Genomic DNA, 13,377 nt, shown 5'->3' with positions numbered 1-13,377 from the left:
CCTAATAGAATCGCATCCGAAGGAAAATGAACTCCATCGTATCTGGGGAGGAGACGATGACGGACGTCGAGTGGACGATCAAGGGTCGGGAATTCATCCATTGCAACTGCGCCTATGGCTGCCCGTGCCAGTTCAATGCCCTGCCGACCGAGGGGCATTGCAGCGCGATCGGCCTGATCGATATCGATGAGGGAAACCATGGCGACACCCGGCTCGACGGCCTGAGGTGCGGCATGATCATCTCCTGGCCCGGTGCGATTCACGAGGGCAGGGGTGCTGTGGTTCCCATTATCGACGAACGCGCCTCGGACGAGCAGCGGGAGGCGCTGCTGCGGATCATGAGCGGTCAGGATACCGAGCCCGGCGCCACCTTCTTCCAGGTCTTCGCGACGACTTTCGAGACCTTTCATGATCCGGTTTTCGCGCCGATCGATTTCGAGATCGACGTCCAAGGGCGCGCGGCACGCGTCAACATACCCGGCTGGATCGAAGCCCGCGGCGAGCCCATCGTCAATCCGGTCACGGGAGAACAGCATCGCGCCCGCATCAACCTTCCGAACGGCTTCGAATATGACCATTGCGAGGTCGGGCGCGGCTGGGCCGAGACAAGCGGACCGCTCGCACTCTCACTCGCCGATTCTCACGCCCATTTCGCCAGCCTGCACATAACCGGAAGCGGCGTGGTTCACTGACCCATGCCGGCCGGAACCGCGCTCGAAAGCCTGCTGCGACGGGACCGCGCGATCGTGGCAGCATCTATCGCCGCATTGGCGGTGATCGCCTGGATCTACACTCTTTGGCTGGCCGCAGCCATGGATACAGACGGCATGAGCGTGTCCGGGTCGGGCATGGAGATGAACCCCGCCCTGAAAATGGACGGGATGGGGCACGGCGGGACCGATCCGCTCGACGCCGTTTTGGGCATCTCGCCGCGTCCCTGGAGCTTTATCGAAGCTGGCGTCACCTTCACCATGTGGACCGTTATGATGGTCGGCATGATGCTGCCTTCGGCAACGCCGATGATCCTGCTCTATGCCCGGGTCGGCCGGCAAAGCCGAAAGGAGGACAAGCCTTTCGCCGCGACAGGTTTCTTTGCCGGGGGCTATCTCCTGGCCTGGGCGGGGTTTGCGCTCGTTGCAACGCTCGGACAGTGGCTCCTGGAGGGGACCTTGCTGACGCCGGCGCTGGCAAGCGCCAGTGGCGTCTTCAGCGGCGTGGTACTGGTGACTGCAGGTCTTTACCAGTGGACGCCGCTCAAGGATGCCTGCCTCAGCCAGTGCCAGACGCCTATCGTGTTCCTGCATCGCAACGGCGGTTTCCGCCGGGACCCCGGGGGAGCCACGAGACTTGGCTTTCGCCATGGGCTTTATTGCGTCGGCTGCTGCTGGGCGCTGATGGCGCTTCTTTTCGTCGGCGGCATCATGAATGTGCTTTGGATTGCAGCCATTGCCATATTCGTGCTGGCAGAAAAGGTGTTTTTCCCGAACCGGACCCTCTCCCGCCTCGCGGGCACCGTGCTCCTGGCGTTAGGTGGCTGGCAATTGGCTGCGGCGGCAATATAGGCGGACGGGTGCGCTGCACGGCCGACTGCCGCAAGCGGGGCGAAGGGGACTCGCGGCGCCACCTGAACCCACCTCACCGCCCGATCGAAAAAGCGAACGGGCACGGAAACCCTCCCAAGTTCCTCCGTAAATGGTGATAGGACTGGGATGTGCGGGCAGGCTGAGAGACTGCCCTACTCGCTCAACGTGTCGAAGAAACCCTTCATGCGGGAGAAGAAGCCTGCCGATTCGGGATTGTTCTCCTTGGAGGAGATCTGCTCGAACTCCTGCAGCAACTCACGTTGCCGCTTCGTGAGCTTCTGCGGTGTCTCGATCTGGATCTGAATATAGAGATCGCCCATCTGGCTGGAACGCAGCACCGGCATGCCCTTGCCCTTGAGGCGGAACTGCTTGCCGGCCTGTGTGCCTTCAGGCACCGTGACGCGAGATTTGGTTCCGTCGAGCGTCGTGACGTCGAACTTGCCGCCGAGCGTTGCCGTCGTCATCGAGATCGGCACGGCGCAGTAGAGATCCGCGCCGTCACGCTGGTAGAATTCGTGCGGCTTGACCGAGAGAAAGATGTAGAGGTCGCCAGCCGGGCCGCCGCGAAGGCCAGCCTCGCCCTCGCCGGAAAGCCGGATGCGCGTGCCGTCCTCGATACCGGCCGGAATGTTGACCGAGAGCGTCCGCTCCTCCACGACGCGGCCCTGACCATGGCACTTGGTGCACGGGTCGGTGATCGTCTGTCCGCGGCCGCCGCAGGTCGGGCAGGTTCGCTCGATCGAGAAGAAGCCTTGGGCGGCGCGGACGCGGCCGGTGCCTTGGCAGGTGCCGCAGGTCTTCGGGCTGGTCCCCGGCTTGGCGCCCGTACCGGTGCAGACGTCGCAGGTGATCGACGTAGGCACGCGGATCTGCGCCGTCTTGCCGGAATAGGCCTCCTCGAGCGAGATTTCCATGTTGTAACGCAGGTCCGCGCCGCGCTCGCGTCCACCGGACGAGCGGCGCTGCCGGCCACCCATCATCTCGCCGAAGATGTCCTCGAAAATATCGGAGAAGCCGTGCGCGCCACCACCGGCGAAGCCGTTGCCCATGCCGCCCTGCTCGAAGGCCGCATGGCCATAGCGGTCATAGGCCGCGCGTTTCTGCGGATCCTTCAGCGTCTCGTAGGCTTCGTTGATTTCCTTGAATGACTTTTCCGCTTCATTGTCTCCGGGATTCCTGTCCGGATGATATTTCATCGCGAGCTTGCGAAAGGCGCTCTTCAGCTCCTTTTCGTCCGCGCTTTTCTGAACGCCAAGCGTTTCGTAAAGATCACGTTTCATGCTTCAAAGATCGTCCTGTTGTCAGCGACAGGGCTTGCCAGCGCGAGGAATCCGACGGCTGCCTGATTATCTTGCCACAGGATTTAGTAAACCTTTAAGCGCGATACCATAGCCAAACCGGAACGGAAGCGGTTTTTTGTCGGAAAATGGCGGTTTTGCGGCCACTTTCCTCCGCCCGCCGGCAGTTCTTCCCGGCAGCCTTGAGCCACCTATGAAAAAGCCCGGGATCGCTCCCGGGCCTGTTCGACGAAACGCGAAGTCTTTTACGCCGACCGCTTACGGTCGTCCTCGTCCTTGACTTCCTCGTAGTCGGCGTCGACCACGTCGTCCCCGGAGCGCTTAGCGTCGGCGGCGGCATCAGCATGGGCGGATTCCGTCTGCTGAGCCTCATAGATCGCCTGACCGAGCTTCATGGAGACTTCCATGAGCGTATTGGTCTTGGCCTTGATGTCCTCGGCGTCCGGCTCGGAAGCTTCGACGGCGCTCTTCAGCGCTGCAATCGCATCCTCGATGGCCTTCCGGTCCGTCTCGGAAACCTTGTCGCCATGTTCCTGTAGCGATTTCTCCGAGGAATGAACCAGGCTTTCGGCCTGGTTCTTGGCCTCTACGCCTTCGCGGCGCTTCTTGTCGGCTTCCGCATTGGCCTCGGCATCCTTGACCATCTTCTCGATCTCGGCGTCGGAAAGACCACCAGAGGCCTGAATGCGGATCTGGTGCTCCTTGCCCGTGCCCTTGTCCTTGGCAGACACCTGCACGATGCCGTTCGCATCGATGTCGAAGGTGACTTCGATCTGCGGCACGCCGCGAGGCGCCGGCGGAATGCCGACGAGATCGAACTGGCCGAGCAGCTTGTTGTCGGCCGCCATTTCACGTTCGCCCTGGGAAACGCGGATCGTCACGGCGGACTGGTTGTCGTCGGCCGTCGAGAAGACCTGGCTCTTCTTGGTCGGGATCGTGGTGTTGCGCTCGATCAGGCGGGTGAAGACGCCGCCCAGCGTTTCGATGCCGAGCGAGAGCGGGGTAACGTCCAGCAGCAGCACGTCCTTGACGTCGCCCTGCAGAACGCCGGCCTGGATGGCGGCGCCCATGGCGACGACCTCATCCGGGTTGACGCCCTTATGTGGCTCCTTGCCGAAAAGTTGCTTCACCGTTTCCTGGACCTTCGGCATGCGGGTCATGCCGCCGACGAGAACGACTTCGTCGATCTCGGCAGCCGAAACGCCTGCATCCTTGAGCGCGGCCTTGCACGGCGCGATGGTCTTCTGGATCAGGTCGTCGACGAGGCTCTCGAATTTGGCGCGTGACAGCTTCATCGTCAGGTGCTTCGGACCGGAAGCGTCCGCGGTGATGAACGGCAGGTTGATTTCGGTCTGCTGCGAGGACGAAAGCTCGATCTTCGCCTTTTCGGCAGCTTCCTTCAGGCGCTGCAAAGCGAGCTTATCGTTCTTCAGGTCGATTCCCTGCTCCTTCTTGAACTCGGATGCAAGATATTCGACCAGACGCATGTCGAAGTCTTCGCCGCCAAGGAAGGTGTCGCCATTGGTCGACTTCACTTCAAAGACGCCGTCGCCGATTTCGAGAACCGAAATATCGAAGGTGCCGCCGCCAAGGTCGTAAACGGCGATCGTCTTGCCTTCCTTCTTGTCGAGGCCATAGGCAAGCGCGGCCGCGGTCGGCTCGTTGATGATGCGCAACACGTCCAGGCCGGCGATCTTGCCGGCGTCCTTGGTGGCCTGTCGTTGGGCGTCGTTGAAGTAGGCCGGAACGGTGATAACCGCTTTCTCAACCTTTTCACCGAGATAGGACTCGGCCGTTTCCTTCATTTTCTGAAGGATCATCGCGGAAATCTGCGAGGGAGAATAGCTCTTGTCATGGGCTTCGACCCAGGCGTCGCCATTATCGGCCTTGACGATCTTATAGGGGACCATCCCCTTGTCCTTCTGGGTCGTCGGATCCTCGAAGGTGCGGCCGATCAGGCGCTTGATCGCAAAAAGCGTGTTCTCGGGATTGGTCACGGCCTGGCGCTTGGCCGGCTGTCCGACGAGACGTTCGCCGTCTTCGGTGAATGCCACCATCGAGGGGGTCGTGCGCGCGCCCTCGGCGTTCTCGATTACCTTCGCGTCCTTTCCGTCCATGACGGAGACGCAGGAGTTGGTCGTTCCCAGGTCAATACCAATAACTTTAGCCATGTCGTTCTCTCCTTGCAGCGGACTGTCGGAACCCGGTCAGGCATTCGTGGGACAGCCCCTAACGGGATGGTCTTTGCATCTTGTCTCTTCGCAGCCGTGGCTGCGGCGATGCGGCGTATATAAGGACCGGCGTTTCGGACTGCAAGGCATTCTGCGGGGCTATCAGCGGCAAATGCAAGCCGCATTTTCGCAAACGCCCGACGCGCGCCGGCTGCCATCGCAGACGGCTGCCTCAGCCTCCGGTCAGCAGATCGAAAAGCGTCGTGCGGCGGGTGCCTCCGGTGGTCTCGCCGACGCCCGCCGGCGGAATCGGCCCTCCCGCCTGTTCTGCCGGCCGGATCTGATCGGCGGCGGCCATGCCGTCCATGCTTTCCATGCCATCCATACCTGCCGGGCGCTCAGGAAAAACATCCGGGCTACCGGTATCGAAACCGTCAACCGGCATCTCCTCCGCAGCCGCGATGCCTTGGTCGAAAACCGGCTGTACGCCCGTCGTGCCGAAGAGCGGCGAGGGCGAGAGGCCCTCATGCGCCGCCGTCATGAAATCATGCCAGGCACGGGCGGGAAGGCCGCCGCCGGTGACCTTCTTCATGAACTTGCCGTCGTCATTGCCGAACCAGATACCGGTCGCGAGGCTGGAGGTGTAGCCGACGAAGAGCGCGTCGCGGAATGATTGCGTCGTTCCGGTCTTTCCCGCTGCCTCCCAGCCCGGCAGACGTGCATTCTTGCCGGTGCCGTCAGTCAGCACGCGCACCATCATCCGGTTCATCTCGCTGACGACCGCCGGATCGAGCACCCGGGGCGGATTGTCGTAGGTGTTCTCGTAAAGCACGGTGCCGTCGGCGGTAGAGATGCGCCGGATAACGTGCGGCGTCGCCTTGTAGCCGCCATTCATGAAAGGCGCATAGGAGGACGTCAGCTCCACCAGCGTCACTTCCGACGTGCCGAGCGCGATCGATGCATTGGCCTGCATCTCGGAATCGATGCCGAGGCGGTGCGCGAGCTTGACCACGTTTTGCGGCCCGACCTCCATCACCAGCTGGGCGGCGATGGTGTTCAGCGAATTGGCGAGCGCATCGGCGAGCGTCACCTCGCCTCGATATTTCTGGTCATAGTTTTCAGGCGTCCAGTTGCCGATCCTGACAGGCACGTCGTTGCGAACGGACATCGGCGTGCGGCCGATCTCGAGTGCCGCTGCATAGACGAAAGGCTTGAAGGCCGATCCTGGCTGCCGCTTGGCCTTGGAGGCGCGATCGAACTGGCTTTCGGCATAGTCCCTGCCGCCAACCAGTGCCCGGATGGCACCGGTGCCGTCGAGGGAGACGAGCGCCGCCTGCGAGGCGTTGACCTTGCCGCCCTCCGTCTCAAGCCTTTCGGCGAGAATCTCTTCGGCCCTCTTCTCGAGCGCAAGGTCGATGGTCGTGTCGATGACGAGGTCTTGTGTAACTTCGCCGATCATGCCGGGGAGCTGGTCCATAACCATATCCGCGACGTAGTGTTCGGCGCCGGACCAGAAGCTCTTTGCCCGGGTCGGCGCCTGCGACATCGCCGTCTTGATCTCGGCATCGTTGATGAAGCCTTCCTCACGCATGGCGCCAAGCACGAGCTGCGCGCGCTCCTCCGCTGCTTCGGGGTTCCGGGCCGGCGACAGCCGTGAAGGGGCTTTCAGAAGGCCCGCGAGCAATGCCGCCTCGCCGAGATTGACGTCGCGCGCCGACTTGTTGAAGTAGCGCCGCGAAGCCGCCTCGACGCCATAGGCGTTCGACCCGAAGAAGACGCGGTTGAGATACATCGCCAGGATCTGGTCCTTGGTGTATTTCTGCTCCAGCCAGAAAGCGAGCAGCACCTCCTGCACCTTTCGCTCGAGCGTGCGCTCCGGCGAGAGGAACAGGTTTTTGGCAAGCTGCTGGGTGAGCGTGGAGCCGCCCTGGACCATGCGGCCGCTCATGACGTTCGTGAGCATGGCGCGCGCCAGCCCCAGCGGGTCAACGCCGAAATGCGAATGGAATCGGCGGTCCTCGATGGCGATCACCGCCTGAGGGATATAGGGCGACATGTCTTCGAGCGCGACAGCCTCTCCGCCTGTCGCGCCCCTGTTGGCGATGATCTCGCCATTGGCAGCGACAATCTTGACGTTGGGCGGCCGCTCTGGGATCGACCAGCTCGTCGCGCTCGGCATGCGCGCTCCGTAATAGAGCACGAGCCCGCCGACGCCGATCGCACCCCATATGCCGAGCACGACGCACCAATAGGCGAACCGCCGGGCGAGGCCGAAGAACCCGCCGGAACCGCTTTTGCCGGAGCCGCGCCCGCCGGCACGCCTGGCGCGTTTTTCTCCCTTGGCGCCGCGTTCGGGCGGCTTGGCGCGCTTCGGCTTGCGTCCGCCGCCCGCCACGCGATCGCTCGCGTCGACCCGCAGCTCGCCGCCGTCGTCGTTACCGCCGAAGGAAGGCTCGATCCGCTGTCCTGATTTGCCGCTCGCCATGCCGGAAGGAAATACCCATTTAGGGCCGAACCGGGGTGAACATCGCTCGCAAGCTGCTCCCGGCTGGGCCGTTGTCGTGCGGGAGGCTCCGCCCCGTCCGCTGGTGCCGATCCGTTGTACTCTAAATGCGGCAATTTAAGGGGAAGTTAAGAGCTCTCTTGCGAAAAAGGCAGATTGTTCAAAACCTTGCATCATCGGACCTGTCGTCGCGTCGAGACCCTTGCGCGCTCTGCCGCGACTATTATGGTGCAGTCATCAGTCCACGATCGGGTGCCAGGCTTGACCAGAATCAATTGCATTCCGCCCTCGGAGCTGAGCGGCCCGCATCTCGTCGCCGAATATCGCGAGCTGCCGCGCATCTTTGCGCTTGTCCGCGGGGCAATCGCCCGCGGCGAGGAGCCGAACGACCGCCGCAATCCGGAGTTCTATACCCTCGGCAAGGGGCATGTCCGCTTCTTCTACAGCCGCCTCGGCTATCTGGCTGCGCGCCAGGCCGCGCTGATCGCGGAAATGCAGCGCCGTGGCTATATGCCGTCATTCCTGGATCCGAACGGGTTGCTCGAGGGGATTCCCCCGGAATGGTGCAATGAATGGGAGCCGACGCCGGACGCGATGGCTCTCAACCGGGAGCGCATCAGCGAACGGGTAAGCCAGGCGGCTCTGCGGATCACCACCGCGCCGGCTGGGGACCTGCCAGGGGCAGAGGGCTGAACGCCGTCTTGCGTCCGGCGCAATGCTGCAATGCAACATTCGCACTATTACCTCAGCGAAAATGATTTATTCTCCTCCTTGTCGAAGCGCTGTACCTCCTCCCACGGCGCCCGGCATTCGATCGGTTCACTCCTCCTCCCAGAACCGATCAGGTTTAAGACCCCGAGCCACCTCCTCCCGGCTCGGGGTCTTTCTGTATCAGGCACTCCGCAACCCGGCGCCTCGAATCTGCCGCCGAATGCAAAAAGGCCATGGTTGCGGCGGCAAAGCGCGTGTAACAGATACCCTATGACACCCAAGGCAAACGGTTACGTCTTCACGCTGCTGGCGATCGTCATCTTCGCGATGCAGGACGGCATCTCGAAGCATCTGGCTGCTCTCTATCCGCCCGTCTTCGTCGCGATGATCCGCTATTGGGCCTTTGCCGGCTTTGCCGCGGTGCTCGCGGCGCGGGCACCGGGCGGGTTTGCCGCGACAATGGTGACGAAAAAACCGCTCATTCAGCTCCTGCGCGGCGTGCTGCTGCCGGTGCAGATCGTCCTGGTGATCACGTCATTCACCATCGTCGGGCTGGCGCAGTCGCAGGCGATCCTCGCAGCCACGCCGCTCTTCGTGGCGCTTCTGTCGATGCCGCTGCTCGGCGAACGGGTGGGATGGCGGCGCTGGTCGGCGATTTCCGTTGGTCTTCTCGGCGTTCTCCTGATCCTTCGGCCGGAAGACGGCTCGTTCAACGTGAATTTTCTGCTGCCGCTGGCGGCGGCGGTGATGTTCGCCTTCTATGTCATCACCACCAGGCTTGCCAGCCGCGGCGACTCTGCGGTGACCAGCTTCTTCTATACCGGCGTCGTCGGCGCCTTCGCGATCACTCTCGTCGGCCCCTTCTTCTGGGCAACGCTTTCCGGCACGGACTGGGTCTGGATGGTGCTGCTCTGCATCACCGGCACGTCGAGCCATTATTTTCTGATCCGCGCCTATGACATGCTCGATGCGGCCGCGGTCCAGCCGCTGACCTACCTGCAGCTCGTCTTCGCCTCGGTCATGGGCGTGACGATCTTCGGCGAGACGCTGACGACGAACATGGTCTTCGGTTCGGTGCTGGTGGTTGCCGCCGGCATCTTCACCATCTGGCGCGAACATGTCGTCAGCCGGCGAAAATCCGGACTGCCGCCGCAGTAAGGCTTTCCCGACTCAAAATCGTCGGGATCCTCGCCGATACAAGCCCCGAGGGTGCGCCTTCAAACTCCGATGCCGTTCGCAAAAAGCGGAACTGTCCGTTCGAGAGGAGAGATCATGAGGTTACGCCACACAGCCCTGTTCGTCCTTGCGGCGCTCACGACGCAGGTCACCACCGTCGGGGCGCAGGAAGCCATAGCCTATGTCGACGACCGATCCGATGGCGGGACGCTGGTCCGCTCGCTCTACAATGCAATCAATCGCAAGGAATATGCCAGAGCCTACGGCTATTTCGGTGCAGCGAAGCCGGTTGGCGAGTTCAAGGCCTTTGCCGAAGGTTACGCGAAAACGGCGTCCGTCGAGGTGAAGATCGGCAAGGTAACGACGGAAGGCGCTGCAGGCAGCATCTATTCGGCGGTGCCCGTCGCGATCAAATCCGTCGAGGAAGGCAGTAAGATCCACTTCTTCTCCGGCTGCTACGTCACGAGGATCATCAATCCGTCACTGCAGGTTCCGCCCTTTACCCCCTACCAGATCGAGACGGCCCGGCTCGACAAGGTCGAAGGGCCGATAGAGAAGGCGCTCCCCGCCACCTGCAACATTCCTTGAATTTCCAGGCGCCTGAGATGCGGTTTTCCGCTCGCATCTCGCGTCCCTTCGCTATGGCTCCTTCTCGCTCCGCTCCTCCACAAAGCGGGAATGCTCGAAGGCGAGGATAACAACCAGAGCCATAACGAAGGGGATGAGGAGATAGAGCAGCCGGAAAATTGCCAGTGCAGCCAGAACGTCGGCCGGATCCATTTCCGGAAGCGCAGCGATGAAGACGAGTTCGAGCACGCCGAGTCCGCCGGGCGCATGGGAGAGAAGCGCGGCGGAAAAGGATGCCAGGAAAATGCCGAGAATGACGACGTAGCCGGGATTGCCGGCTTCCGGCAGCGCGAAATAGATGATGCCGGCAGCACCCAGAAGCTCCAGAGGGCCGATGATCAACTGCCTCAGCACGATGGAGGGCCGCGGATAGTGCAGCTGGAACCAGCGTGTGTGCAGAGGTCTGAGCCCGACCAGGCTGCCGAGCACGTAAAGCGCTATGAGCGCCAGAATGAGCCCGCCTGTCGTCAACGACATTTCGAGCGGCAGGAACTCCGAAAATCTCTCGATTATGTTGGGCTTCAGAATCAGAACGATTGCCGAGAGCACCAGCGTGCCGAGCGTGAAGGTGAAGGAGCAGAAGGCAACGAGAACGCCCACCTCTCCGGCCGTCAGGCCTTTCGACCGGTAGGCGCGATAACGCACCACGGCGCCGGAAAAAACCGAGGCGCCGAGATTATGCGACAATGCATAGGTGGTGAACGAGCAGAGCGTGATGAACCAGAGCGAGATTCGATGGCCGAGGTGGTCGAGCGCCAGCTTGTCGTAAGCGGCAAGAGCCGCATAGGCCAGAAGCGTCGAACCGATTGCGAGCAGCCAGCTTTCAAGCGATATGGCCTGGAAGCTTGCCAGGAATTCGTTGAGCGACAGGCCGCGTAGTTCATCGATAAGGGCGCGCACCGAAATCACGATGGCCATAAGCCCGACAATGGGCCAGAAATATGCTTTGAACCGATTCATGCCGGCGCTTCTGCGTGATTCCCTCTCGGAAATCTAATCACGAAGGTAGGAGCCTTGCGGCGCAAATGCCCGACGGCAGCAGCCGTTTGTGGGCATGCCGGCCACCCCGCAGGTCTACCGCAGTAACGATGCCCATCCTGTCTATTGAAAGAACCATGTCCGGAACGCGGCGTCCCGATCCCAGCAATTGCCAACAGCCCGTTTCCCACTTTAATCGTTTTCGAAAAGGGAAGCATCCCACGGCTGGCAGGTCAAGCAAAGTCGGCCGGTTATACGACCCGCCGGCGCGAATTGTCGACTCCGCGCCGCAGACGCTGCAGGGCTCTCATCCCTGTGATAACGCCCACGGCGCCGAAGGCTGTTCGTCAGGCGCCGATTGCGTCGAGGATGCGTATCCAAGAGCGGATGCCCTTGTGGAAGGACGCCAGTTCGTACTTCTCGTTCGGCGAGTGGATGCGGTCGTCGGAAAGGCCGAAGCCGACGAGCAGCGATTCCATGCCGAGCATGCGCTGGAAATCGCCGACGATCGGAATGGAGCCGCCCATGCCAATGACTACGGCAGGCTTCGGCCACTCATCCGAAAGTGCTGTTTTCGCTGTCGTCAGAAGCGCCGAATCATAGGGCAGCTGGATAGCCGGCGAACCACCGTGCGGTTGAAACTCGACGGAGCAGTCATCCGGGATCTTCGAGCGAACATAGGCGCGGAAGCTCTCGCGTATCCTGTCCGGGTCCTGCTTTCCGACGAGACGGAACGATACCTTCGCGGAGGCTTCGGCGGCGATCACCGTTTTGAAACCTTCGCCGGTGTAGCCCCCGGCGATACCGTTGACCTCCGCCGTCGGCCGCGCCCAGGTGAGTTCGAGCACGGAGCGGCCCTTTTCACCCGAGGGAATCGAGAGGCCGATCTCGCCGAGAAATTTCTCGGCGGACTGCCCGAGCGTTTCCCACGCAGCCTTGATCGCGGGCGGCGTCTCCTCGACGCCATCATAGAAACCCTCGAGGGTCACGCGGCCGGTCTCGTCGTGAAGACCGGCAAGAATTCCGGACAGAATGTGGATCGGGTTGGCGGCCGCACCGCCGAAATAGCCGGAGTGCAGGTCGCGATCCGCCGCCCTGATCGTGACCTCCTCGCCGACAAGGCCGCGCAGGCCGGCCGAAATCGCGGGCGTCTCCCGGTCCCACATACTGGTGTCGCAGACGAGCGCGTAGTCGGCCTTGAGTTCCCCGGCATTGGCTTCCAGGAAGGGCTTGAGCGACGGAGAGCCGGATTCCTCCTCGCCCTCGAAGAGGATGGTGATGCGGCAGGGCAGCGCAGCACGGGTTTCCTTATAGGCCCGCACCGCTTCGACGAAAGTCATCAACTGGCCCTTATCGTCGGCCGTGCCCCGGCCGGTGATGACCTTGCGCCCGGGCTCGATCTCCTTGATGGAGGGCTCGAAGGGCGGCGCCTCCCAGAGATTGAGGGGATCGACCGGCTGCACATCGTAATGGCCGTAGAAGAGCAGGTGCGGAGCGTCCGCCTTCTCGGCTGTGTGGTGTGCTACGACCATCGGATGGCCAGGCGTGTCGCGCAGCGAGGCCTCGAATCCAAGAGTTTCGAGCTCCGCCACCAACCATTCGGCCGCCTTGCGGCACTCAGCCTTGAAGGCAAGATCGGTGGAAATGGACTTGATGCGAACGAGGTCGAAGAGCCGATTGAGGCTAGCCGGGAGATTGGCGTCGGCGCGCTCGAGAACCGGGGTGATATCTGCCATCATGCGAATCCTTGTATGGTTTCGCGGCAAAACTAATGCATGTTTGCTTAAACCGTAACCGGTTAAATTGCCGGTGGGCCACGCGTCAGGAAGTCTCCCCCTGGCGGGCCGAGTTTGCGAGGGCCATGCGCATATATTCGAGCATCAGCTCCTTCTCGAAGCGGTGAAAGCCGGACAGCAACGACTGCTCCGCCGCCGCTGCGGCCTCCTTCGCAGCCGTCTCCATCTTGCGGGCTCGATCCGTCAGGAATATCTGTTGCGAGCGCTTGTCGTTCGGATGCTTGCGGCGGATGATAAGGCCATCACGCTCCATGCGCGCAAGCGTATTGGCCATGGTTGCCTGCTCGATGTCGAGCCTGTCGAGAAGCTGTCTTTGCGTCAGCCCTTCCTCAGACCATAATTCCAGGAGAACCGGGAACTGCCCGGGAGCGAAGCCGAGCTTCTGGCCGCGCTCCTGCAGGGCGCGCGAGAAGCCTCTCGCCAACAGGCTGGCCAGATAAGTCGCAGATTCCATACGATTGAAGGCCATGCCTTATGCCTACGCGGGAAGGGGCGCGATGACAAGTTACAATGCTTGCGATGAAGCCTATCTGT

The 13,377-nt window shown here is 62.1% G+C and carries 11 protein-coding genes; 5 read left to right on the top strand and 6 right to left on the bottom strand.

Annotated elements, in window-relative coordinates; translation table 11 throughout:
• Positions 1-56: 56 nt before the first annotated feature.
• On the top strand, positions 57-692 hold the full coding sequence (locus FB009_RS10055) for a DUF1326 domain-containing protein (protein WP_012067594.1): 636 nt from the start codon (positions 57-59) through the stop codon (positions 690-692).
• Positions 693-695: 3 nt separating this feature from the next.
• Positions 696-1,562, top strand: coding sequence for a DUF2182 domain-containing protein (locus tag FB009_RS10050; RefSeq protein WP_012067593.1), 867 nt, complete (start codon positions 696-698; stop codon positions 1,560-1,562).
• A gap of 173 nt (positions 1,563-1,735) precedes the next feature.
• Here FB009_RS10050 and dnaJ read toward each other — a convergent pair whose 3' ends face one another.
• The 3 genes from dnaJ to FB009_RS10035 all read right to left on the bottom strand — a co-directional run bounded on the left by dnaJ (position 1,736) and on the right by FB009_RS10035 (position 7,537).
• Positions 1,736-2,863 carry a molecular chaperone DnaJ gene (gene dnaJ / locus FB009_RS10045; protein ID WP_012067592.1) on the bottom strand — a complete coding sequence of 376 codons (1,128 nt, stop codon included), beginning with the start codon at positions 2,861-2,863 and terminating at the stop codon, positions 1,736-1,738.
• A 263-nt stretch (positions 2,864-3,126) separates the two neighbouring features.
• Entirely contained in the window at positions 3,127-5,052 is a 1,926-nt protein-coding gene (dnaK, locus tag FB009_RS10040) for a molecular chaperone DnaK (RefSeq protein ID WP_012067591.1), read from the bottom strand.
• A 232-nt stretch (positions 5,053-5,284) separates the two neighbouring features.
• Positions 5,285-7,537, bottom strand: a complete 2,253-nt coding sequence (locus FB009_RS10035) for a transglycosylase domain-containing protein (protein WP_012067590.1) — start codon at positions 7,535-7,537, stop codon at positions 5,285-5,287.
• A gap of 279 nt (positions 7,538-7,816) precedes the next feature.
• Between FB009_RS10035 and FB009_RS10030 the strand changes: the two genes are divergently transcribed.
• The 3 genes from FB009_RS10030 to FB009_RS10020 all read left to right on the top strand — a co-directional run bounded on the left by FB009_RS10030 (position 7,817) and on the right by FB009_RS10020 (position 10,030).
• Positions 7,817-8,248 carry a pyrimidine dimer DNA glycosylase/endonuclease V gene (locus tag FB009_RS10030; RefSeq protein WP_102045011.1) on the top strand — a complete coding sequence of 144 codons (432 nt, stop codon included), beginning with the start codon at positions 7,817-7,819 and terminating at the stop codon, positions 8,246-8,248.
• Between the two features lie 288 nt (positions 8,249-8,536).
• Entirely contained in the window at positions 8,537-9,424 is an 888-nt protein-coding gene (locus tag FB009_RS10025; protein WP_012067588.1) for a DMT family transporter, read from the top strand.
• A 114-nt stretch (positions 9,425-9,538) separates the two neighbouring features.
• Positions 9,539-10,030 carry a hypothetical protein gene (locus FB009_RS10020; RefSeq protein WP_012067587.1) on the top strand — a complete coding sequence of 164 codons (492 nt, stop codon included), beginning with the start codon at positions 9,539-9,541 and terminating at the stop codon, positions 10,028-10,030.
• A 51-nt stretch (positions 10,031-10,081) separates the two neighbouring features.
• Here the strand turns inward: FB009_RS10020 and FB009_RS10015 are convergent, their stop codons facing one another.
• The 3 genes from FB009_RS10015 to FB009_RS10005 all read right to left on the bottom strand — a co-directional run bounded on the left by FB009_RS10015 (position 10,082) and on the right by FB009_RS10005 (position 13,312).
• The gene (locus tag FB009_RS10015) at positions 10,082-11,029 is read right to left on the bottom strand and encodes a lysylphosphatidylglycerol synthase transmembrane domain-containing protein (protein ID WP_012067586.1); all 948 of its coding nucleotides are present in this window, start codon (positions 11,027-11,029) and stop codon (positions 10,082-10,084) included.
• A 365-nt stretch (positions 11,030-11,394) separates the two neighbouring features.
• Positions 11,395-12,786 (bottom strand): M20/M25/M40 family metallo-hydrolase, encoded by a 1,392-nt coding sequence (locus FB009_RS10010; protein WP_012067585.1) that lies wholly within the window; start codon positions 12,784-12,786, stop codon positions 11,395-11,397.
• 82 nt (positions 12,787-12,868) lie between these two features.
• Entirely contained in the window at positions 12,869-13,312 is a 444-nt protein-coding gene (locus FB009_RS10005) for a MarR family winged helix-turn-helix transcriptional regulator (RefSeq protein ID WP_012067584.1), read from the bottom strand.
• Between the last annotated feature and the right edge of the window lie 65 nt (positions 13,313-13,377).

It is taken from the genome of Sinorhizobium medicae (assembly GCF_007827695.1).
Classification (GTDB): domain Bacteria; phylum Pseudomonadota; class Alphaproteobacteria; order Rhizobiales; family Rhizobiaceae; genus Sinorhizobium; species Sinorhizobium medicae.
Note: the sequence above shows the minus strand (reverse complement) of the source record. Positions and strands in the feature narration are given on the sequence as shown.